Source organism: Noviherbaspirillum pedocola (assembly GCF_016632335.1).
In the GTDB taxonomy this organism is placed as follows: Bacteria; Pseudomonadota; Gammaproteobacteria; order Burkholderiales; family Burkholderiaceae_D; genus Noviherbaspirillum_A; species Noviherbaspirillum_A pedocola.
The window spans coordinates 574,950-596,535 of sequence record NZ_JAEPBG010000001.1; the positions used below are offsets into that span (position 1 = coordinate 574,950).

Annotated in this window: 21 protein-coding genes and 1 tRNA gene; 8 read left to right on the forward strand and 14 right to left on the reverse strand. The window is 60.5% G+C overall.

Annotation, left to right across the window (positions count from 1 at the left end; translation table 11 throughout):
* Window positions 1–192: 192 nt before the first annotated feature.
* The 6 genes from JJB74_RS02565 to JJB74_RS02590 form a co-directional block, all read right to left on the reverse strand.
* Complete coding sequence (locus JJB74_RS02565; protein ID WP_325170089.1) at window positions 193–3,063, reverse strand: ribonucleoside-diphosphate reductase subunit alpha; 2,871 nt, start codon at window positions 3,061–3,063, stop codon at window positions 193–195.
* 334 nt (window positions 3,064–3,397) lie between these two features.
* Entirely contained in the window at window positions 3,398–4,006 is a 609-nt protein-coding gene (gene ampD, locus JJB74_RS02570; RefSeq protein ID WP_200590246.1) for a 1,6-anhydro-N-acetylmuramyl-L-alanine amidase AmpD, read from the reverse strand.
* On the reverse strand, window positions 3,993–5,447 hold the full coding sequence (locus tag JJB74_RS02575; protein WP_200590247.1) for a sigma-54-dependent transcriptional regulator: 1,455 nt from the start codon (window positions 5,445–5,447) through the stop codon (window positions 3,993–3,995). Before JJB74_RS02575 ends, ampD begins: the two co-directional genes overlap by 14 nt.
* 6 nt (window positions 5,448–5,453) lie before the next feature.
* Window positions 5,454–7,103 carry a sensor histidine kinase gene (locus tag JJB74_RS02580; protein ID WP_200590248.1) on the reverse strand — a complete coding sequence of 550 codons (1,650 nt, stop codon included), beginning with the start codon at window positions 7,101–7,103 and terminating at the stop codon, window positions 5,454–5,456.
* Between the two features lie 3 nt (window positions 7,104–7,106).
* The gene (locus JJB74_RS02585; RefSeq protein ID WP_200590249.1) at window positions 7,107–7,337 is read right to left on the reverse strand and encodes a PP0621 family protein; all 231 of its coding nucleotides are present in this window, start codon (window positions 7,335–7,337) and stop codon (window positions 7,107–7,109) included.
* Window positions 7,334–8,143, reverse strand: a complete 810-nt coding sequence (locus JJB74_RS02590; RefSeq protein ID WP_200590250.1) for a cytochrome C assembly family protein — start codon at window positions 8,141–8,143, stop codon at window positions 7,334–7,336. The genes JJB74_RS02585 and JJB74_RS02590 overlap by 4 nt, the downstream gene beginning before the upstream one ends.
* A 160-nt stretch (window positions 8,144–8,303) precedes the next feature.
* Between JJB74_RS02590 and ffh the strand changes: the two genes are divergently transcribed.
* Entirely contained in the window at window positions 8,304–9,671 is a 1,368-nt protein-coding gene (ffh, locus tag JJB74_RS02595; protein WP_200590251.1) for a signal recognition particle protein, read from the forward strand.
* 227 nt (window positions 9,672–9,898) lie between these two features.
* Window positions 9,899–10,318, forward strand: coding sequence for an SWIB/MDM2 domain-containing protein (locus tag JJB74_RS02600; RefSeq protein ID WP_200590252.1), 420 nt, complete (start codon window positions 9,899–9,901; stop codon window positions 10,316–10,318).
* Window positions 10,319–10,408: 90 nt separating this feature from the next.
* On the opposite strand, the gene JJB74_RS02605 is transcribed toward JJB74_RS02600, so the two are convergent.
* Together JJB74_RS02605 and JJB74_RS02610 are read right to left on the reverse strand one after the other, a co-directional pair.
* Window positions 10,409–11,011, reverse strand: coding sequence for a lytic transglycosylase domain-containing protein (locus JJB74_RS02605; RefSeq protein WP_325170073.1), 603 nt, complete (start codon window positions 11,009–11,011; stop codon window positions 10,409–10,411).
* 5 nt (window positions 11,012–11,016) lie between these two features.
* Window positions 11,017–12,747, reverse strand: a complete 1,731-nt coding sequence (locus tag JJB74_RS02610) for a proline--tRNA ligase (RefSeq protein WP_200590254.1) — start codon at window positions 12,745–12,747, stop codon at window positions 11,017–11,019.
* A 181-nt stretch (window positions 12,748–12,928) separates the two neighbouring features.
* On the opposite strand from JJB74_RS02610, the gene JJB74_RS02615 reads away from it, so the two are divergent.
* Together JJB74_RS02615 and JJB74_RS02620 are read left to right on the forward strand one after the other, a co-directional pair.
* Window positions 12,929–13,561, forward strand: coding sequence for an RNA pyrophosphohydrolase (locus JJB74_RS02615; RefSeq protein ID WP_200590255.1), 633 nt, complete (start codon window positions 12,929–12,931; stop codon window positions 13,559–13,561).
* 7 nt (window positions 13,562–13,568) lie between these two features.
* Window positions 13,569–14,105, forward strand: a complete 537-nt coding sequence (locus JJB74_RS02620) for a CNP1-like family protein (protein WP_200590256.1) — start codon at window positions 13,569–13,571, stop codon at window positions 14,103–14,105.
* Between the two features lie 40 nt (window positions 14,106–14,145).
* Here the strand turns inward: JJB74_RS02620 and proB are convergent, their stop codons facing one another.
* The 4 genes from proB to rplU form a co-directional block, all read right to left on the reverse strand.
* Window positions 14,146–15,264, reverse strand: coding sequence for a glutamate 5-kinase (gene proB, locus JJB74_RS02625; RefSeq protein ID WP_200590257.1), 1,119 nt, complete (start codon window positions 15,262–15,264; stop codon window positions 14,146–14,148).
* 81 nt (window positions 15,265–15,345) lie between these two features.
* Window positions 15,346–16,455 carry an Obg family GTPase CgtA gene (gene cgtA, locus JJB74_RS02630; RefSeq protein WP_200590258.1) on the reverse strand — a complete coding sequence of 370 codons (1,110 nt, stop codon included), beginning with the start codon at window positions 16,453–16,455 and terminating at the stop codon, window positions 15,346–15,348.
* Window positions 16,456–16,534: 79 nt separating this feature from the next.
* Window positions 16,535–16,792 (reverse strand): 50S ribosomal protein L27, encoded by a 258-nt coding sequence (gene rpmA, locus JJB74_RS02635; protein WP_200590259.1) that lies wholly within the window; start codon window positions 16,790–16,792, stop codon window positions 16,535–16,537.
* 37 nt (window positions 16,793–16,829) lie between these two features.
* Window positions 16,830–17,141: a 50S ribosomal protein L21 gene (rplU, locus tag JJB74_RS02640; RefSeq protein ID WP_200590260.1), complete on the reverse strand. Its 312-nt coding sequence runs from the start codon at window positions 17,139–17,141 to the stop codon at window positions 16,830–16,832.
* Between the two features lie 228 nt (window positions 17,142–17,369).
* Between rplU and ispB the strand changes: the two genes are divergently transcribed.
* Window positions 17,370–18,359: an octaprenyl diphosphate synthase gene (gene ispB / locus JJB74_RS02645; protein WP_200590261.1), complete on the forward strand. Its 990-nt coding sequence runs from the start codon at window positions 17,370–17,372 to the stop codon at window positions 18,357–18,359.
* Window positions 18,360–18,402: 43 nt separating this feature from the next.
* Window positions 18,403–18,479 (forward strand) — tRNA-Pro (locus JJB74_RS02650).
* Window positions 18,480–18,662: 183 nt separating this feature from the next.
* On the opposite strand, the gene JJB74_RS33040 is transcribed toward JJB74_RS02650, so the two are convergent.
* Together JJB74_RS33040 and JJB74_RS33045 are read right to left on the reverse strand one after the other, a co-directional pair.
* On the reverse strand, window positions 18,663–19,088 hold the full coding sequence (locus JJB74_RS33040) for a hypervirulence associated TUDOR domain-containing protein (protein WP_325170074.1): 426 nt from the start codon (window positions 19,086–19,088) through the stop codon (window positions 18,663–18,665).
* A gap of 191 nt (window positions 19,089–19,279) precedes the next feature.
* Window positions 19,280–19,579, reverse strand: a complete 300-nt coding sequence (locus JJB74_RS33045) for a hypothetical protein (protein ID WP_234483563.1) — start codon at window positions 19,577–19,579, stop codon at window positions 19,280–19,282.
* Between JJB74_RS33045 and JJB74_RS02660 the strand changes: the two genes are divergently transcribed.
* Complete coding sequence (locus JJB74_RS02660) at window positions 19,578–20,555, forward strand: glycosyltransferase family 9 protein (RefSeq protein ID WP_234483579.1); 978 nt, start codon at window positions 19,578–19,580, stop codon at window positions 20,553–20,555. The two genes, JJB74_RS33045 and JJB74_RS02660, sit on opposite strands and share 2 nt — an antisense overlap.
* A gap of 54 nt (window positions 20,556–20,609) precedes the next feature.
* Window positions 20,610–21,584: a glycosyltransferase family 8 protein gene (locus JJB74_RS02665; protein WP_200590737.1), complete on the forward strand. Its 975-nt coding sequence runs from the start codon at window positions 20,610–20,612 to the stop codon at window positions 21,582–21,584.
* Window positions 21,585–21,586: the final 2 nt, after the last annotated feature.

A 21,586-nucleotide genomic window follows, 5' to 3' on the forward strand; every position in this document is an offset into this window, starting at 1 on the left:
CGAAGGCGCTTTCGGGTCAATCCGTAGGTTGGGCTGACAAGCCCAACATGTTCGCGGCCCGCGGACGCCGGATGTTGGGCTTGGCAGCCCACCCTACGAAAAAGCCCTGCCCGGTTGAACCGGGCAGGGCTTTGTGCTTTCAGCTTTCCGGCGTGAAGGTTTTCAGGCCTTCACGCCTTCATGCCTTGCCGCTTACTGGCAAGCCTCGCATTCATCGAAGCCCGCATCGCCCGGACGCAACATGCACACCGGACCAGCCGGCTCTTCCGCCGCGAGGGCCGGCTGCGACAGCATGCCGCCGTTGCCCACGCCGCCGTCGGTCGACACCGCGTTCAGCGCGCCGGTGCGGGTGGTCGACTTCTCGGTGTGCGTCGCGCCGATGGTGCGCAGATAGTAGGTGGTCTTCAGACCGCGCAGCCACGCCAGCTTGTAGGTCTCGTCCAGCTTCTTGCCCGAGGCGCCCGCCATATAGATATTGAGCGACTGCGCCTGATCGATCCACTTCTGGCGGCGCGACGCGGCTTCGACCAGCCACTTCGGCTCGACTTCGAACGCGGTCGCATACAGTTCGCGCAGGTCCTGCGGAATGCGGTCGATGCGCGCCAGGCTGCCGTCGAAGTACTTCAGATCGGAAACCATGACCTCATCCCACAGCCCGCGCGCTTTCAGATCGCGCACCAGGTGCTCGTTGATCTCGGTGAATTCACCGGACAGGTTCGACTTCACATACAGATTCTGGTAGGTCGGCTCAATGCAGGCCGACACGCCGATGATGTTGGAAATCGTCGCCGTCGGCGCAATCGCCACGCAGTTCGAGTTGCGCATGCCATGGGTCTTGATGCGTGCGCGCAGCGCGGTCCAGTCCATGCTTTCGGAAGCGTCGACTTCCAGGTACCCGCCGCGCTCTTCCGCCAGCAGCTTCAGCGAATCCTGCGGCAGGATGCCGCGGTCCCACAGCGAGCCCTCATAGGTGCTGTAGCGGCCGCGCTCTTCGGCCAGTTCGGTCGAGGCCCAGTAGGCGTAGTAGCACACCGCTTCCATCGAACGGTCCGCAAATTCCACCGCGTCATTGCTGGCATAGGGCACGCGCATCATGTGCAGGCAATCCTGGAAGCCCATGATGCCCAGGCCGACCGGACGATGACGCAGGTTGGAATCGCGCGCCTTCTTCACCGCGTAGTAGTTGATGTCGATCACGTTGTCGAGCATGCGCATCGCGGTGCGGATGGTCTTCTGCAACTTGACATGGTCGAGCTGGCCGTTCTTCATGTGCGCCGGCATATTCACCGAGCCCAGATTGCAGACCGCGATTTCGCCGTCGTTGGTGTTGAGCGTGATCTCGGTGCAGAGATTCGAGCTGTGCACCACGCCGACATGCTGCTGCGGCGAGCGGATGTTGCAGGGATCCTTGAAGGTGATCCACGGATGGCCGGTCTCGAACAGCATCGACAGCATCTTGCGCCACAGGTCCAGCGCCGCCACCTTCTTGAACAGGCGCAGCTCGCCGCTGGCGGCCTTCGCTTCATAGCCAAGGTAAGCCTGCTCGAATGCGCGGCCGACCTTGTCGTGCAGGTCCGGCACGTCGGAGGGCGAGAACAGCGTCCAGTCGCCCTTTTCCATCACGCGCTTCATGAACAGGTCCGGAATCCAGTTCGCGGTGTTCATGTCGTGCGTGCGGCGGCGGTCGTCGCCGGTGTTCTTGCGCAGATCGAGGAATTCCTCGATGTCCAGGTGCCAGGTTTCCAGGTAGGCGCAGACCGCGCCCTTGCGCTTGCCGCCCTGGTTCACCGCCACTGCGGTGTCGTTGACCACCTTCAGGAACGGCACCACGCCCTGCGAATTGCCGTTGGTGCCCTTGATGTGCGAGCCGAGCGCGCGCACCGGAGTCCAGTCGTTGCCGAGGCCGCCGGCGAACTTCGACAGCAGCGCGTTTTCCTTGATCGCTTCGTAGATGCCTTCGAGATCGTCCGACACCGTGGTCAGGTAGCAGGACGACAGCTGCGAGCGCTGAGTGCCGGAGTTGAACAGTGTCGGCGTGCTGCTCATGAAGTCGAAGGAGGACAGCAGGTCGTAGAACTCGATCGCACGCTCTTCGCGCTTGGGCTCGTTCAGCGCCAGGCCCATCGCCACCCGCATGTAGAAGGCTTGCGGCATCTCGATGCGCGTGCCGCGGATGTGCAGGAAGTAGCGGTCGTACAGCGTCTGCAGGCCAAGGTAGCCGAACTGCAGGTCGCGCTCGGGCTTGAGCGCGGCGGCCAGACGGGCCAGGTCGAATTCGGCGAGCTTGGCATCCAGGAGTTCCGCCTCGACGCCCTTCTTGATGAACTGCGGGAAATAGCTGAGGTAATGCGCAGCGGCGTCGGCCTGCGCCACTTCACGGCCAAAGATTTCCTTGCGCATCGTGTGCATCAGCAGGCGCGCGGTGACCAGGCTGTAAGCCGGGTCCTTTTCCATCAGCGCGCGCGCGGCCAGGATCGCGGACTTGTGCAGCTCGGCCACCGGCACGCCGTCGTACAGGTTCTTCAGGGTTTCGGTCAGGATGGCTTCGGAGTCGACATGCTTTTCCAGGCCGATGCAGGCGGCGACGATCAGGCTGCGCACCTGGTCGAGGTCGAGCACGCGGCGTTCGCCGTTGTCGGTGACATGCAGCGCCGGGCGGTCGGCATCGGCCTGGCGGCGCGCGGCCTGCTGCTGCGCGCGCTCTTCCATGCGCTTGGCGCGGTACAGCACATAAGCGCGCGCCACGTCATGCTCGCCGGAACGCATCAGCGCCAGCTCGACCTGGTCCTGCACGTCTTCAATATGGAAGGTGCCGCCGGTTGGCTGGCGGCGCATCAGCGCGCCCACCACGTTGTCGGTCAATTGCTCGACCAGTTCGCGCACGCGGGCCGAGGCTGCGCCCTGGCCGCCGTTGACGGCGAGGAAAGCCTTGGTCATGGCGATGGAAATCTTCGACGGCTCGAAGCCGACCACTGCGCCGTTGCGGCGGATGATGCGGTATTCCGCGGCGCTCGATGTGGTCGGGCTGCCGGCGGCAATGCCGGCGTAGTTCGGTTTGCCGATGGTTTCGGCGCCTTTGGTAACGGAAATATCCTGAGGTGATTGCACGTGGCCTCCTGAATCGATATGGGGTGCGGCTGTTTTGAACTGACCTCGGCGGCTTGCCCGCCGTATCGGCCTGCGGGCCATGCCCGTCGCCATGGCGATAAAGGTGCCAGGCACGGACGGGCAAAAGAGCGGAAGAGCAAACCGTGATGGAGCGAACCATCTTGCCTGCGATCACTACACAACACTATATGTAGTAATTCTCGAGGCGATGGGCACTAATTCTAGTGGGACGATACCGGCCGTGCAATAGCGTTTTCCCAACTCGTCTTTAAAAAAAAGCATTGACTTTTTACACCGCCGTTGGGAACTGTAGAGCTGCCGCCGCGGGAAGCTGGCGGCATGCGGCTTGATAGGCCGGCCAGTCGAAATACGGACCCGGGTCGGTCTTGCGTTCGGGCGCGATATGTTGATGGCCAGCGACATGGCGCAACGGATAGCGGCGCGCCAGCGCTTCGGTCAACGCGGCCAGGCGCGCATATTGGACGGCGGTGAACGTTTCCTCATCAGTGCCCTCCAGCTCGATGCCGATCGAGAAGTCATTGCAGCGCTCTCGTTCCCCGAACCGCGACAGGCCGGCATGCCAGGCGCGCATCCCGGCCGGAACGAATTGCAGCGTGGCGCCGTCGCGGCGGATCAGGAAATGCGCCGAGACCCGCAAGCCGCGCAAGCCTTCGAAATACGGATGGGCTGCATGATCGAGGCTGTTGGTGAACAGCGCGGCGATCTCATCGCCGCCGAACTGACCTGGCGGCAGGCTGATGTTGTGTATCACCAGCAGGTCGATCTCCATGCCCTGCGGCCGCGCGTCGCAATTCGGCGAAGCCAGTCGCCGCACGTCGCCGCACCAGCCGCTGTCGTCAGGCGCGAGCAGCGCGGCCATCGTTTCAATCGGGTTCATGGATATCCAGTCTCTGCATGCGGTAACGCAGCTGCCGCAGCGTCAGGCCCAGCAGATCAGCGGCCTGCGTACGGTTGTAGCGGGTGCGGTCGAGCGCGGCGCGGATGATGTCGCGCTCGACCGCATCAAGATGATCAATGAGCGAGCCGGGCAAGGTTGGCGCGCTCGGCGCAATGGCCGGCGGCTCGGGTGCAGGCGATACCGCTGCCGATACCGACGCTGTCGGTGCGGCCGGGGCAAGTGGCGCGGGCGGCGCTGTCTCAGGCGACGCGCCTTGCGTACGCGGGGCTGCCGGACGCAAGGCAAGGTCCTCGGCCCCGATCGCATCCCCGCTGGCGAAGGCCAGCGCCCGCTCCAGAATGTTCTCCAGCTCGCGCACATTGCCCGGAAACGCGTAAGCCTCCAGCGTGGCCCGCGCCGCTGGCGACAGTGCAGGCGCCGTGCCGCCCGACAGCCGATTCAGAATCGCCCCGGACAGCAGCGCGATATCGTCGGCGCGCTCGCGCAGCGGCGGCAAGCCGAGTTCGATGACATTCAAGCGGTAATACAAGTCCTGCCGGAACTTGCCGGCCTCCACGCACGAGGCGAGGTTCTGATGCGTGGCGCTGATGATGCGCACATCCACCGGCTCCTCGACCGTGGAGCCGACCTTGCGCACCCTTCTCTCCTGGATCGCACGCAAGAGCTTGACCTGCATCGGCAACGGCAGGTCGGCCACTTCATCGAGCATCAGCGTGCCGCCATTGGCAGCTTGAAAAAAGCCATCGCGATCTTCCGCAGCGCCGGTGAAGGCGCCCTTGCGATAGCCGAAGAACTCGGCTTCCATCAGCGCTTCGGGTATCGCGCCGCAGTTGACGGCGACGAAGGGCTTGTCGGCGCGCGCGCTCTGCGCATGAATGTCGCGCGCGGCCAGCTCCTTGCCGGTGCCGGACTCGCCGGTGATGGCGACCGGCGCCATGCTTCGCGCCAATCGTGCGATCTGGGCGCGCACTTCGCGCATCGCTGCCGACTCGCCGAGCAGGCGAAAGCCCGTTTCCGCCTCGTCGGCCTTCGCGCTGCGCAGCGGTGATCCCGGCACCAGTTTCAGCGCCGACTGCACCATCGTGCGCAACTGGTCCAGCGCCACCGGCTTGGACAGGTAATCGAAAGCACCGGCCTTCAATGCCGCTACCGCGTTATCGGTGCTGCCAAAGGCGGTGATCACCGCGACCGGCGTGCCGCGGTAATGCGCGGCGATCTCGCGCACCAGGTCGATGCCCTGTCCGTCCGGCAGGCGCATGTCGGTCAGCGCAAGAGCGTAGGATTGCCGGCCCAGCAGTTCGCGCGCTTCGGCCAGCGTGCCGGCGCTGTCGGTATCCAGGCCCATTTTGAGGAAGGTGATCTCGAGCAGCTCCCGCAGGTCTGCTTCGTCGTCGATGATCAGAATGCGGGGCGCGGCCATCAGGACTCACTCGGTTTGCACGGCCGCGTCGGGCGCGGCCAGCGTGATGACAAAGCGTCCGCTGGCCTGGCCCTGCTCGTGGTTCCAGGAATCGGTACGGTATTCATAATCCAGCGTGGCTCCATTGTTCAGGCACAGTTCGCGGGCCAGGTACAGTCCCAGGCCGGTGCCTTTTCTGGATGTGGTGTAAAACGGTTCGAACAGATGCGAGCGTACTTCGGGGGTAATGGCGGCGCCGTCATCCTGTACATGCAATTCGCGCCGACGGCCTGCGTCCGAGACCATGAACAATCGGATCGACGCGTCCCGGCCGCTGGCGTAGCGTAGTGCATTCGACAGGAGATTGACAATCACCTCGCGCAGATGCAGCGGATCGAACAGCACGCTGCGCTCGTCCATCGCGCCGACATGAATGAAGCCCGGCCGCAGCGCCTGCGACTCGCGGAATTCCTCGACGATTTCCGGCACCAGCAGCGCTGCCGACACCGGCTCGCCGCCGGTTTGCGCCTTGCGCGACAGGCGCAGGATGTCTTCGATCATGCGGTTCAGGCGCCCCACGTTGTCATTGATGATGTTCAACAGGCGCAGCTGCACCGGATCGGCCGCATCTTCGATCATCAGGGAATTCGCATGCCCGATCGCGGACAGCGGATTGCGCACCTCGTGCGCGATGCTGGCAGTGAGCCGTCCCATCGACGCCAGCTTCAGTTCCTGAGCCCGGTTCTCGATCTCGCTGACATCCTGCATGAACACCACGGTGCGGGCATTGTCCGGCACGGCAGCGTCGACGCTGGCGAAACGCAGCCGCAGATGCGCCATCTTTTCCTCCGCCGGCTTGATCATTACGAACGATGCTGCCGCGCCTCCGGCGGACCAGGCGGCATGGGCCTGGGCAATCGGGGCCAGCCAGGTGATGCGCGCAAGACGGCGTTCTGCCTGCGGCACATTGGCCAGGCCGAGAAGTCGCTCGGCTGCGGGATTTGCGGTGAGCACCGTGATGTCCGGTCCAAGGACCAGCACGCCATCGCGCATGTCGGCGATGACGAGCTGATTGATCGCCTGCTGCACCCGCAGATCCGTGCCATGTTCGACGGCCAGTCGCTCCTGCTTCAGCAGCCGCGCCGCCAGTCGGTTCAGCAGATAGGATGCGGCAAAAAAGGCTGCTCCGAACAGCCCCGCTTGCGAGATGGTCGACTCGGACGTGAAGTTCAACAGCTGCCAGGCACTTTCCAGCAGCAGGGTCAGCGCGACCAGCGCAGTGAAGAACAGGGCCAGCACCGTTGGCGCCAGTACCGCGCCGCCAGCCAGCGGAAACAAATACAGGATGGCCAGTCCGCTCTTGGCGCCGCCCGCGGCGACATACAGCGCGGTGATCAGCAGCAGATCGATGGCAATGCCCACGGTCAGCTGAAGCAGGAAGTGACGTCGCCAGAACTCGGTGGTCAGCGCCCCGACCACCGCCAGCGCCAGGTAGACACCGCAAGCTTGTCGATAGAGGAAGTCGCCATATAGCCAGAAGCCGGTATGCGCATTAATGCTGAGATAGACCAGCAGCACCAGCGCAATCGCAACCCGGGTGAAGTTGAAGGTCTGCAGCGTACGCCACAAGGTTTGCCTGTCGCCGACCAATGGCGCCGCATCCGCGAATCGAGCCATCTATCAGCGCGCCGCGTACAAGCTACGATGCTCTTCGCAGCAGTAGGCGCGTCCCGCCGCGTCATGCAGCATCTCGGAAGACGGTGCGTGCACGCCGCATTGCGCGCAGGGCAGCATGGGTTCGGTCGTCAGGCGCAGCTGCCGTGCCGGTCCGCCGGGCAGAGGCCTGTCCTTGGGACGTTGCAGCCACATCACAACAAAGACAATCAGGCCGGCCAGCAGCAGGAGTTTCATGCCAGGCCCCGATGCAACAGCACTTCCAGCACGAAGCGGCTGCCGACATAGGCAAGCAGCAGCGTGGCAAAGCCGGACAAAGTGAATGACAGCGCGGTCTTGCCGCGCCAGCCGCGCAGGCGCCGGCCGGCGAGAAGCAGGCCGAACAGCACCCAGGACAGCATCGTGAAGATGGTCTTGTGATCCCAGCGTATCGGGCGTCCGAACAGTTCTTCGGAAAACACAATGCCGGACAGCACCGTCAGCGTGAGCAATGTGAACCCGAAACCGATCATGCGAAACAGCAGCTTTTCCATCGTCAACAGTGCCGGCAGGCGCTCGATCATGGTCGTGAACCAGCCGCGTGCCGCACCGGGAGAGGTATGCAGGCTGGCTTCCTGTACTGCCATGAGCACCGCATGAAACGCGGCGATGGTCAGTGTGCTGTAGGCGAGGATGGCGATGACGATATGCGCCGTATACAGGCCCGCATTGTCCTGCAGTGACACCACGCTTCCGGGAAAGATTGCGGGCAAGACCACCGCGACCGCGGCGCTCGGCAGCACCAGCACGCGCAAACTGTCGAGTGAAAAATTGCGATTTTCCAGCCAGTAGGCCGCCACCGAAATCCACAGCGTCGCCGACAGCACCACCGCGAATCCGAGTCGCAGCGAATCCGGCCGGGCAAGCATGTCAGCCCACAGCGCGCCGCCGTGCAACAGCCAGGCAAGCACGGTGCCCACTGATGCCGCGCCGCGCATGCGCGCAGGCAGAAAAGCGGTGGCCAGGTAGATCAGCGCGGCCAGGAAGAAGAGAGTGTTTTGCATCGCGCAAGTCTACACCATGGCGTTGTGCCGGGCGCCGACGCGCGGACGGCGCCGCGGCTTGATGCGATGGGAAAATCGTCGCATCGGCATCGGGTAAAATGTTTCGTTTTCGCGGCGGCCATGCGCACGCCGCGCCCCACTCTCCCCGGATACGGAATCCATGCTCGACAATCTGACTCAACGTCTTGCCAAAGTGGTCAAGACCATGCGCGGCGAAGCGCGCCTGACCGAAGCGAATACTGCCGAGATGCTGCGCGAAGTGCGCCTGGCGCTGCTGGAGGCTGACGTTGCGCTGCCGGCAGTGCGCGAATTCGTTGCCCGCGTGAAGGAAAAGGCGCTCGGCGAGGAAGTCGTCGGATCGCTCACTCCCGGCCAGGCACTGGTTGGCGTGGTGCATGACGAACTCGCGGCAATCATGGGCGCGGACCTCGGCCCGGAAGCCACGCAACTGAATTTCGCGACCCAGCCGCCGGCGGTGATCCTGATGGCCGGCCTGCAGGGTGCCGGCAAGACCACAACCGTCGGCAAGCTGGCCAAATATCTGCGTGAGCAGAAGAAGAAAAAAGTGCTGACGGTATCGACCGACGTATATCGCCCTGCCGCGATCGGCCAGCTGCAAACGGTCAGTGCTCAGGTCGGCGCCGACTTCTTCCCCTCGCAGCCGGATCAGAAACCGGTCGACATCGCCCTGGCAGCGCTCGACCATGCCCGGCGCCAATTCGCCGATGTGCTGATCATCGACACCGCCGGTCGCCTTGGCATTGATGAAGCGATGATGCAGGAGATCAGCGCGCTGCATAAGGCAGCCAAGCCTATCGAGACCCTGTTCGTGGTCGATGCGATGCTGGGCCAGGACGCCATCAACACTGCTCGCGCCTTCAATGAAGCACTGCCGCTGACCGGCATCGTGTTGACCAAGCTCGACGGCGATGCGCGTGGCGGCGCGGCCCTGTCCGTGCGGCACATCACCGGCAAGCCGATCAAGTTTGCCGGTGTTGCCGAAAAGCTCGACGGCCTGGAAGCCTTCGATCCGCAGCGCATGGCCAACCGCATTCTCGGCATGGGCGACATCGTCGCGCTGGTGGAGGAAGCGCGTAAAGGCGTGGACATCGAAGCGGCTCAGGACCTTGCGCAAAAAATCAAGGGCGGCGGCAAGTTTGACCTGAACGACTTCAAGGCACAGTTGAGCCAGATGAAGAAGATGGGTGGACTGTCGAACATGATGGACAAGCTGCCGGCGCAGTTTCAGCAAGCAGCCAACGGTGCCAACATGGACCAGGCCGAGAAGCAGGTGCGACGCATGGAAGGCATCATCAATTCGATGACGCCGGCTGAACGCAGCAAGCCCGAGCTCATCAAGGCTTCGCGCAAGCGTCGCATCGCTACTGGCGCTGGCGTTCCGGTACAGGAAGTCAATCGCATGCTGGCCCAGTTCGAACAGATGCAGTCGATGATGAAGAAGTTGAAGGGCGGCGGCATGATGAAAATGATGCGCAGCATGAAGGGCATGATGCCAGGAATGCGTTGATCTGCACGCCGCTTCGGCGGTATCGAGACCAGGTAGTCAAACCGGTGTTGAAACCGACCCCCAAACCCGTTTTTTCCCTATGAAAGCGGGTTGTCGCACGGGATATGCAACGTTGGCAAAATACTTTCAAAAAACACTTGCGTACCCAGCAAAAGGCAACGACTATTAGCGGTGCGTGACATGGCGCAATTTTCCACTGCTATATAGATAGTGAAGGAGGTTCGAAGATGGCAACCGCCAAAAAATCAGCAGCCGCCAAACCGGCCGCCAAGAAATCCGCCGCGAAGCCCGCGGCCGCAGCAAAGAAAACCGTAGCAAAGAAAGCCGCAGCCAAGCCCGTAGCGAAGAAAGCCGCAGCCAAGCCGGCCGCGAAAGCTACCAAAGCCGCAGGCACCCGCGCACCGAATCCGGCCTTCATGAAACCCCTGACTCCGTCGCAAGACCTGGCCGCCGTCATCGGCAGCAGCCCGTTGCCGCGCACCGAAGTCACCAAGAAGGTTTGGGACTACATCAAGAAGAACAATCTGCAAGATCCGGAAAACAAGCGCAACATCAATGCGGATGACAAGTTGAAAGCTGTTTTTGGCGGCAAGAATCAGGTCTCCATGTTTGAAATGACGAAGATCATTTCCGGCCACCTGAAATAAATTCCAGGAGCCAAACAAAAACGCCCGCGCAAGCGGGCGTTTTTGTTTGTTCCGAATTTTGGAACGCTGGTGCACTTCGGCGAGCGCTCGCTACTTCGTTTCCCAGCCTTTCCATGCCGCCAGCACCGCATTCGGATACTCGGGCCGACCGCGGCTGCCGTTGTAGCGGCCGAGCGCCAGATACAGGTTGCCGCCCTCCATGTCGATATACATGCGCAGTATTGAACAGCCGTAGCGCAGATTGGTTTGCATGTTGAACAGCTTGCCTGAATCGCCATCGCCGATGACGCGTGTCCAGAACGGCATGACTTGCATATAGCCGCGTGCACCCGCGCCGGAAACGGCGTACTTGCGAAATGCCGACTCGACCTGCACCAGACCCAGCACCATGGCCGGTTCGAGCCCGGCACGCTTGGCTTCATACCAGAGGGTCTCAAGGAATTCCTTGCGCACCTGCCAGTCCGGCAAGCGTTTCTTCAGCCGCTGCGACATCTCACCCAGCCACAATAGATACTGAATGCGCTGATTGATGTTGTCGAAGTGCGGCTTCGGCGGCTGCGAATCGGTAATGGCCCTGGACAGGGCCAGGCGCACCGAATCCGCAAGCGCCTCTTCCTTCTGGTTGCCCGCGTGCGCGGCGCTGCAGGTGAAGACGGCACACAGCAGCAGGTGCGCCAGCCAGTGTTGCTTCACCTGTCTCAAGCAGCGAGCTTGTCCCGGATGAAGTCGGCCATTTGTTCCACCGGCACTCCGGTCGCGGCGGCGTCGCGCCGGCCTTGGTACTCGAGCATGCCTTCCTTCAGTCCGCGATCGCCGATCACCACGCGGTGCGGCACGCCAATCAGCTCCCAATCCGCGAACATCGCGCCCGGGCGCTCGCCACGATCGTCGAGGATGACGTCAATCCCAGCCGACTGCAGCGCCGCATACAGACGCTCGGTCTCGTTGCGCACAGTCTCGCTGCGGTCATAACCCATCGGGCACAGCACCACTTGGAAGGGTGCAATCGATGCCGGCCAGATGATGCCGCGTTCATCAAAGTTCTGCTCGATTGCGGCGCCGAGGATGCGGGTAATGCCGATGCCATAGCAGCCCATCTGCATCAGCGCCGGCTTGCCATCGACGTCGAGGAAGGTTGCGTTCATATCCTTCGAATAGCGGGTGCCGAGCTGGAAGACATGGCCAACCTCGATCCCGCGCTGGATCGCGAGCACGCCTTTGCCATCGGGTGAGGGATCGCCTTCGACGACATTGCGGATGTCATGCACAATCGGCTGGGGAATATCACGGCCCCAGTTTGCGCCGGTGTAGTGGAAGCCTTCCTCGTTGGCGCCGCATATGAAGTCGCTCATGTTGGCCACGGCGCGATCAGCGACAATGTTGACCGGCTTTCTGGTGCCGATCGGGCCGAGGTAGCCCGGCTCGGAGCCGAACCATTCGACGATCTCGGAGGCACCGGCAAAGCGGAATTCCGCAAGGCCAGGGATCTTGGCGACCTTGACTTCATTGAGCTCGTGATCGCCACGCAGAAGCAGAAGCCACAGCGTTTTCTCACCGCCCTCTTCTGCGGCATCAACAGTGAGCACGATGGATTTGACGGTGCGCGCAAGCGGTAGGTTAAGGAATTCGGCTACGTCTTCGCAGCGCGTCTTGTTGGGCGTCGCAGTTTTCGTCAATGGCTCGGCTGCGGCAGCGCGTTCGCCAGCAGGAGCCAGCGCTTCGGCCGCTTCGATATTGGCCGCGTAGTCCGAAGTCGGGCAATAAACCAGCGCATCTTCGCCGGTATCGGCAATGACGTGAAATTCATGTGACCCGGAACCGCCGATTGCGCCATTGTCCGCGGCTACTGCGCGAAACTGCAGGCCGAAGCGATTGAAAATGCGGGTGTAGGCGTCATACATGATGCGGTAGGACTTCTGCATGCCTTCCACATCGCGGTCGAAGGAGTACGCATCCTTCATCGTGAATTCGCGGCCCCGCATCAGGCCGAAGCGCGGCCGACGCTCATCGCGAAACTTGGTCTGGATGTGATAGAAGTTCACCGGTAGTTGGCGATACGAGCGAATCTCGCTACGGGCAACATCCGTCACCACTTCTTCTGAGGTCGGCTGTATCGCGTAGTCGCGGCCATGACGATCCTTCACGCGCATGAGTTCCGGACCCATCTTGTCCCACCGGCCGGTTTCCTGCCACAACTCGGCTGGCTGCACTACCGGCATCAGCAGCTCGACCGCGCCGGCGCGATTCATCTCTTCACGAACGATGGCCTCCACCTTGCGAATCACGCGCAGACCCATGGGCATGTAGGTATAGATGCCAGACCCGAGGCGCTTGATCATGCCGGCGCGCATCATCAGCTTGTGGCTGATGATCTCGGCATCGGATGGAGCTTCCTTCAGGGTCGAAACAAAAAAACGTGAGGCGCGCATAAGGGTGAATTCTTTTTAAAAAGAGAGAGTTATAATCGACCCAATTTTAAAGGATAAGCTGGCTGCCTGCGCCCACTCTTTGCGGCGTCTCCGTGTCTCTCTCCGACTTGCTGCATATCGGACAAGGTCATCGAACTTCGCTCAACAACAGCGCGCAGCCACAGAAAATTTGAGGTGCGACATGCTGGACCGCGAAGGCTTTCGCCCGAACGTCGGCATCATCCTTCTCAACACGCACAATGAAGTGTGGTGGGGAAAGCGGGTGCGCGAACATTCGTGGCAGTTTCCGCAAGGCGGGATCAAGTTTGGCGAGACTCCGGAACAGGCAATGTTCCGGGAACTCGAGGAAGAAGTCGGCCTGAAGCCGGCGCATGTCAGGATCATCGGGCGTACGCGCGATTGGTTGCGTTATGAAGTGCCCGATCATTTCATCAAGCGCGAAATCCGTGGCCATTATCGCGGGCAAAAGCAGATCTGGTTCCTGCTGCGCATGACCGGCCGCGATTGCGACGTGAATCTGCGCATGACCGATCATCCCGAGTTCGACGCCTGGCGTTGGCACAACTATTGGGTGCCGCTGGACGTGGTGATTGAATTCAAGCGTGAGGTGTATCAGCGTGCGCTACAGGAGCTATCGCGCTTTCTGCAGCGTCCAGGCCAAGGGGGCCATCGGCAGCGCTATCTGCGCCAACCGCATGATGGCGCAGCATCTGGCCGAGACGCACGTTCTGCGCGCGAAATCCGTGCGGCGCGCGAAGCGCAGAAACTGGTGCTCGCTCCCGAGTTCCCGATCACTGGAACCGATAACAAATGAGCGCTTCATGCTTCTGAATTTTTGCCGTATCGCGACCGCATGCGCGCTGGCCGTATGTGCCAGCGCATCCTGGTCGCAATCCCATTTCGAAGAAGACTTCGATGACGTCGAGAAGCCATGGCAGGAAGTCACCGTACAAATGCCAGCGGCGCCAATCGATGCCAATCTGCTGCCCTTCGATGTGAGTGCGACGGCAACGCTGCGCTTCGCGGTGGATGCCAATTCCCTATCCGTTGGGTCGGATGGCGTAGTGCGTTATACGCTGGTTGCGGTAAGTCCATCTGGCGCGAAGAGCATTAGCTACGAAGGCATACGCTGCGCGACTTTCGAGAAGAAGACCTATGCGTTTGGCCATCCCGATGGAACATGGTCGCGCTCGCGGCGCGATCAATGGGAGCCGATCCCTCGCAACTCGGCCAATCGGCAGCATGCGGTGCTGGCGCAGGATTTTCTATGCGATGGGAAGACGGTAGCGGGCAACAAGGACCAGATGCTCAGACGCTTGCGGACCGGCCAGTCGGTGACGCCGACGTACGGTGCCTGAGCTCCTCCAGCGGCGCCAACAGGCGCATTTCGCTTTCTGCTCAGATCAAGACCATGTTGTCGCGATGAATCAGCTCGGGTTCCTCGACAAAGCCGAGCACCGATGCAATCTCGCTTGATGGCTTGCGCATGATCAGCCGCGCTTCGGAGCTCGAATAATTCGTAATGCCGCGCGCCACTGGTTTGCCGTTGCCGTCAACACAGGTGATGACATCGCCGCGGCCGAAGTCGCCACTGACTTCAATCACGCCAATCGGCAACAGCGATTTCCCATGCGCGGTCAACACTTGCGACGCGCCATCGTCGAGAGTAACCCGACCGGCTGTCTGCAGATGATCGGCCATCCATTGCTTGCGTGCAGTCAACTGCGCGGTCTGGGCGGTAAGCTGCGTACCAATCATTTCTCCCTGCGCCAATCGACACAGCACCTGCTCTTCCCTGCCCCAGGCAATCACCGTGTGGGCCCCTGAAGTGGCGGCGCGCCGGGCGGCAAGAATCTTGGTCAGCATGCCACCACGGCCAATGCCGGTTCCGGCGCCGCCAGCCATAGCCTCGAGCGCAGGATCGCCGGCTTTTGCTTCTTCGACGAAGCGGGCATCCGGATCGCGTCGCGGATCGGCGGTGTACAAGCCGCGCTGGTCGGTCAGGATGATCAGCGCATCGCCTTCGATCAAATTGGCAACGAGCGCGCCCAGGGTATCGTTGTCGCCGAACTTGATCTCGTCGGTAACGACAGTGTCGTTCTCATTGATGATCGGTATCACGCCGAACTGCAGCAGCGTGAACAGCGTCGAACGCGCATTCAGATAACGCTCGCGGTCAGCGAGGTCCGCATGGGTCAGCAGCACTTGCGCGGTGCGCAAATCGTGGGCTCGGAAGCTGGTCTCGTAGATTTGGACCAGCCCCATCTGTCCGACCGCAGCACAAGCCTGCAATTCATGAATGCCGGTGGGCCGCTTTTCGAATCCCAGCCTTTGCATGCCTTCGGCGATCGCGCCCGAACTCACCAGCACGACTTCCTTGCCAATGGCGCGCAACTCCGCAATCTGTGCGGCCCATTTCGCAATCGCGGCATGGTCGAGCCCGCGACCTTCATTGGTGACCAGAGAGGAACCCACTTTGACGATCAGGCGCTTGGCATTCTGAATGACGGAAATCATGAGGCTTTGAAAAGAGTTGAACCGCGGCTGCAATTATAAGGGGCGCCCGTGGCGCCCCGTGATGCATTGACCGTCTTATGCCTAATCAAGAATCTTGAAGCGTGGATCGTCCGGGTCGATGCTGTCGATGCCGCGCGCAGACTGGTCCATCTGCGGCGTTTCTTCGACGCGTTGCTCCTGCAGGCGCTGCTGCTCGAGGTAGCGATATATTTCCTGTACCAGTTCTTCGCAACCGTCCCGGGTCAGCGCTGAAATTTCAAAGACAGGGCCTTTCCAGGCAAAGCGCTTGATGAAGTCCTTCACCCGTTTCGCGCGCTCATTCTCAGGCACGACGTCGAGCTTGTTCAGCACCAGCCAACGCGGCTTTTCGAACAGGGATTCATCGTACTTCTTCAGTTCCTTGACGATCGCCTTGGCTTCCTTGACCGGATCGACATTGTCGAACGGCGCAAGGTCTACGATATGCAACAGCAAGCGGGTGCGCTGCAAATGGCGCAGGAACTGGATGCCGAGCCCGGCGCCCTCGGCTGCGCCCTCGATCAACCCGGGAATATCGGCGATCACAAAGCTCTTTTCATGACTCACCCGCACCATGCCAAGGTTCGGATGCAGGGTCGTGAACGGATAATCCGCGATCTTGGGGCGCGCATTCGACACCGCGGTAATGAAGGTAGACTTGCCGGCGTTCGGCATGCCAAGCAGGCCCACATCGGCCAACACCTTCAGCTCCAGACGCAGATGCCGACGCTCGCCTTCCTTGCCATCGGTCTTCTGACGCGGCGCGCGATTGGTCGAGCTCTTGAAATGAATGTTGCCCCAGCCACCCTCGCCACCACGCGCCAGCAGGATGCGCTGGCCATGCTCGGTCAGGTCCGCGACGATTTCGCCGTCATCCTCATCGACAACCAGGGTGCCGACCGGCATGCGCAGTTCGATGTCCTCGCCGCCCTTGCCATAGCAGTCGGCGCCGCGGCCATTTTCACCATTGCGCGCCTTGTGCAGCTTGGAAAAGCGGTAATCCACGAGCGTATTGATATTGCGGTCGGCGACAGCGTAGATGCTGCCGCCCCTGCCGCCGTCGCCGCCATCGGGACCGCCGAACGGGCGAAATTTCTCACGGCAGAATGAGGCCACGCCGTTGCCGCCGTCGCCCGCGATAACTTCGATCCTTGCTTCGTCTATGAACTTCATGATGTTTGCCGCCTGAAAAAGAAAAAGGCCCTACCAGCGGCAGAGCCTCCTTCGGCAAGGCTTGCGCCTGCGGTAAGCGTTACGCCGGAACGACGGTAACGATATGACGCTGCAGACGGCCTTTGGTTGCGAATTGCACCTTGCCATCGATCAGCGCGAACAGGGTGTGATCCTTGCCCATGCCAACGTTCTCGCCTGCATGCACCCGGGTGCCGCGTTGACGAATGATGATGCCGCCGGCGTTGATCGCCTGGCCGCCGTAGACCTTGACGCCCAGTCGTTTCGACTCGGAATCACGGCCGTTGCGCGTAGTGCCGCCGCCTTTTTTGTGTGCCATTTCAGACTCCTAGGTAACTGTTTAACCCGACCGGCGCTTAGCCGTTGATCGAGACGATTTGCAATTCGGTGTAGTTTTGGCGATGGCCCTGGCGCTTTTGGTAATGCTTGCGACGGCGCATCTTGAAAATCTTCACCTTATCGTGGCGACCATGCGCCACAACCGTAGCCAGCACCTTCACACCTTCGACCAGCGGCGCGCCAAAACGAATGGCGTCGCCTGCACCTACTGCGAGGACTTGATCCAGGGTGATTTCGGAGCCAATGTCTGCCGGTATCTGTTCTACTTTGAGTTTTTCGCCAGCCGCAACTTTGTACTGCTTGCCGCCGGTTTTTATGACCGCGTACATGTGAAACCTCGTCAAATATTTTAGGGATCTTCTCCTGACCCTTCGCTTCCGCAGCAACCGCACTGGGAACGAGCAATCAGGAAAACCGCGAATAATACATGGACCCAACAATTCAGTCAAAGCATTTGCCGCCATCACCGCGCTGGCGAGCGATTACGTCAGCGCCCCTGAGCGCTGCGTCGCTCATCGTATAATGCCGGGATTGAAAGATAACAAGCAGGATTCATCTTGTCCGCCACACCCTCCATTGCCCCATCCAGCGCATTGAATGCGCCGATCGCGGCCGATACCGCTGCTGTGGATGTCCTCATCCGCCGTGAATTGCATTCCGATGTCGCGCTGGTCAATCAGATTGCTGAATACATCATCAGCGCTGGCGGCAAGAGAATCCGTCCGGCGCTGGTGCTGCTCTTTGCAAACGCCTGGAGTTATCGAGGCAGCGCGCATCATGCGCTGGCGGCCATCGTGGAATTCATTCATACCGCAACGCTTCTGCATGACGACGTGGTCGATGAATCCTCACTGCGACGCGGACGTGAGACCGCGAATGCGCTCTTCGGCAATGCTGCTTCAGTGTTGGTGGGCGACTTTCTTTATTCGCGCTCCTTCCAGATGATGGTGGACATCGACAACATGCGCGTGATGCGCATCCTTGCGGACGCGACGAATGTCATCGCTGAGGGCGAGGTGCTGCAGCTGTTGAACATGCATGACCCCGATGTATCGGAAGCGCGCTATCTGCAGGTGATCCGCTCCAAGACCGCGAAGCTGTTCGAAGCCGCCTCGCAGCTTGGCGCGCTGATTGCCGGCGCACCGGAAGAGCAGATCGACGCAGCAGCCGAGTACGGACGCTCGCTCGGTACCGCATTCCAGCTGATCGATGATGTGCTCGATTACTCAGGCAATGCCGCCGACATTGGCAAGAACGTTGGCGATGATCTGCGCGAAGGCAAACCGACGCTTCCCCTGATCTATCTGATGCAGCATGGCACCCAGCAGCAGCGTGAACTGGTGCGCTCATGCATTGAGAACGGTGACGAAGCCAACTTTGGCGCGGTGCTTGCCGCGGTCACCGATTCTGGTGCGCTCGCTTATACCAGGCAACAGGCCGAGACGGCGTCTCGTAACGCCAGAGATGCGATTGTTCGCATTCCTCCTAGCGATTTCAAAAACTCTTTGCTACAATTGTGCGCCTTCGCAGTTGACCGCAATCACTAATGCAGTGATCGGCGCTAAACCGCAAACAAGTTGTTCTGGTCGTCGGGGTGTAGCTTAGCCTGGTAGAGCGCTACGTTCGGGACGTAGAGGCCGGAGGTTCGAATCCTCTCACCCCGACCAAACGACTTCGTCAGGCGTATCGCTTCAAACGCTGACCCTCCTTTCCCGGCACATCGCCACTTCTTGCACTCTGACTTCGAATCCGCTTGCATTGGCAATGCGCTTCTCATGCATGCATCCGGACGCATCCGCGCAGACCTGGACAGCCGCGGCCAAGCGCAGGCCCTCGAAATACCAGACCCTTTAAGATGTCTTCTTCAGCGCATCCGGCTTGTGCGCCGCCTCGGCGCCAGTCTTGTCGCTTTGCACCAGGTACTGGGGATCTTCTCTTGATGCATCCACATGATGAGTCTTGATATCGTCAGGCGCGGTCAATTTCTTCTTCACCCTGCCTTGGACTGTACCTTGTGAAGATTTCCATTCCACCTTGTCGCCTTTCTTCAAGGTATTCGCCATTGCCATACTCCTTCGGAAAATTCGACTGCCGGTCGTTACAGGCCGGCAGGCAATACCCATGGGGGTGCGCATTGCAAGCCGACGCGTAACGTCTGTTGTCGTAGGCAAGAAACTTCTGGAAACGTTCAACTGAAAGACAGCCTTGATGAAATCGATATAATCTTCGGCTGCCGAATATTCGTTGGGGCGAGGAATTACAGGCAGTCTTTGCACCGGGTGCAATCCAAAAAGCTGCCACCTCTGATGATGCCCATGCCGAAAAGCGAAAACACGCCTGCATTGCAAAATGTTCTCCTTCCTATTTCAGTGCATCGAATCATGTTGGCGAAGTGGGGGATCAATGTTTTCTTTGGCTTGTCTGGCATGGATAGCCTTCAATGCCAGCAATGCCACCCTTCCTTGGATCACTTTTGACACACCACGAGGACAATGAAGGAAAGCCACTTCAGGATGGAGAAAGTGCGCTTTGAAACAGAGGAAACGGGCGCGCATTCATCAAGAGTATGTTTCCGTCCGCACACAATGACATTGGCCACTTCACACTGCGATACAATCCCGCCTTCTCCTGTGGAATAGCATTCAATGGCAATACAGCCTTCGCACATCTTGATATGTCGTAACGACAATATCGGAGACGTCATTCTCACGCTGCCCATTACGGCCTGGCTCAAGCAACAGTTTCCAGCGGCGAAGATCAGCTTCATGTGCCGCGCCTATGCTGCCGCAGCGGTTGGCGAATGCGCGACGGTGGATGAGGTGGTCGAGATTGAAAGCGTGATACAGGATCCGGTCACTTATTTCAGGAAGTCTGGCGTCGATACCGTCATCTTTGCGCAGCCGGACAAGCGCTTGGCCGTTGCCGCCTTTAAGGCGCGCGTGCGCAATCGGATCGGAAATGCTCGGCAAAAGCTGTACCAGATGATCTTCTGCAATCAGCGAGTCCGTTTCTCCAAGCGCACTTCGCCGCTGCATGAAGCTCAGATCAATTTCGAATTTCTCAAACCCTTCGGTCTCACGGAAATTCCAGATCTGGAGACCATTGGCGGCATGTACGCATTCAAGCCTTCCGCCAATCCTCAGGTACACGCCATGCTGAAGCGATATCGCTTCAACCTGGTGATCCATACCAAGTCCAATGGCCATGGCCGCGAATGGCCACCGCAGCATTTTCTTGAGCTCGCGCGGCGGCTGTCGCGGCATCCCGACATTCATCTATGGGCGACGGGAAGCGCCAGCGAAGGACGCTGGCTGGAGCAGAACGCATCCGAACTCCTCAACATGCCCAATGTCAGCAATGTCTGCGGAGGCTTCACGCTGGCGCAGTTCTCGGCCTTCATCCGCAATGCAGACGGCCTGATTGCCAGCGGCACCGGGCCGCTGCACATGTCAGCCGCGCTGGGCCAGCGTACGCTCGGCCTGTTTCCCCCGACTCGGCCGATGCATCCCGGCAGATGGGCGCCGGTTGGACCGCGTGCCCGCATGATCTGCATGCCGACTTCCTGCAGCGGATGCGCGAAAAGAAAGACGCTGAGCTGCGAATGCATGGAAAACATCCCGCCCGAGGTCGTCGAGAGCATTGTGCTCGAATGGTTCAACGAGGCATGCGGCAATGACGCGCGGGCACGCATAGCAGAAGCTGGAGCGACCGCTGCCGATGCCGTCTCGCAGCGGCACGCCTGAAGCTGCGACGAGTCCGCCAATTCAAGAAAGCGCGAAGTGTCTACCGCATCCCCAATGTCCTTTACGCCGTCCTCGCACGGCACAAATCCAGTCCATATCGCTTTCGGCGTGGACGCTGGGTATTACCGCGGCATGGGTGTCGCCATCACCTCCATCATCGAAAACAATCCGAAGCGGCGCTTCATCTTCCATGTCTTTGCCTTCACCGTCACAGCCGAGGATCGGGACAGGCTGCGCGCGCTCGAGGAGAAACATGGCCAACGCATCGAAGTGCATCAACTCGATACAGGCGCTCTGGATGCCTTTCGCCGTTTTCCCTGCTTCTCGCAGCATTCGCTGGGCACCTTCATCCGCCTCTTGATTCCCGAGGGCCTGCGCGGCGTCACGGACCGGGTGCTATACCTGGACGCCGACCTGCTCTGCTTCGGCGATATCTCAGACCTGCTTCAAACGGACCTTGGCGATTGCATTGCCGCCGCAGTCACCGATGAACAGAGCACCACGGTAAGCACACAGGTGCCGGCGCTCGGCCTCAAACATGGTCAATACTTCAATGCGGGGGTAATGCTGATCGATATCGAGCGTTGGGTTGCCGCCGACGTGAGCGATATCGCCCTGAAAGCACTGAGCATGCGCGAACTGCGGTTTGCCGATCAGGATGCGCTGAACATCGCGCTGGACGGCCGCGTCAGATACGTCGATGCGAAATGGAACTACCGCTACCACTTGGTCGATTACCTGGACAGAGGAGAGACTCGGTTGAACGTAGGCCCATCCTTTGCACTGATGCACTTCACCGGTCCGGTCAAGCCATGGCATGACTGGTGCCTTCACGAAGTCAGATGCATGTTCCTGGAACTCCAGTCGCGCTCGCCCTGGGCTGGCATGCCGCTTGACGCACCGCGCACTGCCCGGGAGCTGAAATTGTTCTCCAGGTTCCTGATGAGGCAGAATCGCATTGTTGAAAGCATAAGTTGGCACTGCCGATACCTGCGGGCAAGACTCAGGCAAAAACGGAAATCAGCATGAGC

Coding starts and splice junctions, on each gene's coding strand:
- ampD (WP_200590246.1), bottom strand. CDS start 4,006: ATGAACCCGATTGAAACGATGGCCGCGCTGCTCGCGCCTGACGACAGC.
- JJB74_RS02575 (WP_200590247.1), bottom strand. CDS start 5,447: ATGGCCGCGCCCCGCATTCTGATCATCGACGACGAAGCAGACCTGCGG.
- JJB74_RS02580 (WP_200590248.1), bottom strand. CDS start 7,103: ATGGCTCGATTCGCGGATGCGGCGCCATTGGTCGGCGACAGGCAAACC.
- JJB74_RS02585 (WP_200590249.1), bottom strand. CDS start 7,337: ATGAAACTCCTGCTGCTGGCCGGCCTGATTGTCTTTGTTGTGATGTGG.
- JJB74_RS02590 (WP_200590250.1), bottom strand. CDS start 8,143: ATGCAAAACACTCTCTTCTTCCTGGCCGCGCTGATCTACCTGGCCACC.
- ffh (WP_200590251.1), top strand. CDS start 8,304: ATGCTCGACAATCTGACTCAACGTCTTGCCAAAGTGGTCAAGACCATG.
- JJB74_RS02600 (WP_200590252.1), top strand. CDS start 9,899: ATGGCAACCGCCAAAAAATCAGCAGCCGCCAAACCGGCCGCCAAGAAA.
- JJB74_RS02610 (WP_200590254.1), bottom strand. CDS start 12,747: ATGCGCGCCTCACGTTTTTTTGTTTCGACCCTGAAGGAAGCTCCATCC.
- JJB74_RS02615 (WP_200590255.1), top strand. CDS start 12,929: ATGCTGGACCGCGAAGGCTTTCGCCCGAACGTCGGCATCATCCTTCTC.
- JJB74_RS02620 (WP_200590256.1), top strand. CDS start 13,569: ATGCTTCTGAATTTTTGCCGTATCGCGACCGCATGCGCGCTGGCCGTA.
- proB (WP_200590257.1), bottom strand. CDS start 15,264: ATGATTTCCGTCATTCAGAATGCCAAGCGCCTGATCGTCAAAGTGGGT.
- cgtA (WP_200590258.1), bottom strand. CDS start 16,455: ATGAAGTTCATAGACGAAGCAAGGATCGAAGTTATCGCGGGCGACGGC.
- rpmA (WP_200590259.1), bottom strand. CDS start 16,792: ATGGCACACAAAAAAGGCGGCGGCACTACGCGCAACGGCCGTGATTCC.
- rplU (WP_200590260.1), bottom strand. CDS start 17,141: ATGTACGCGGTCATAAAAACCGGCGGCAAGCAGTACAAAGTTGCGGCT.
- JJB74_RS02660 (WP_234483579.1), top strand. CDS start 19,578: ATGTGCCGCGCCTATGCTGCCGCAGCGGTTGGCGAATGCGCGACGGTG.
- JJB74_RS33045 (WP_234483563.1), bottom strand. CDS start 19,579: ATGAAGCTGATCTTCGCCGCTGGAAACTGTTGCTTGAGCCAGGCCGTA.
- JJB74_RS02665 (WP_200590737.1), top strand. CDS start 20,610: ATGTCCTTTACGCCGTCCTCGCACGGCACAAATCCAGTCCATATCGCT.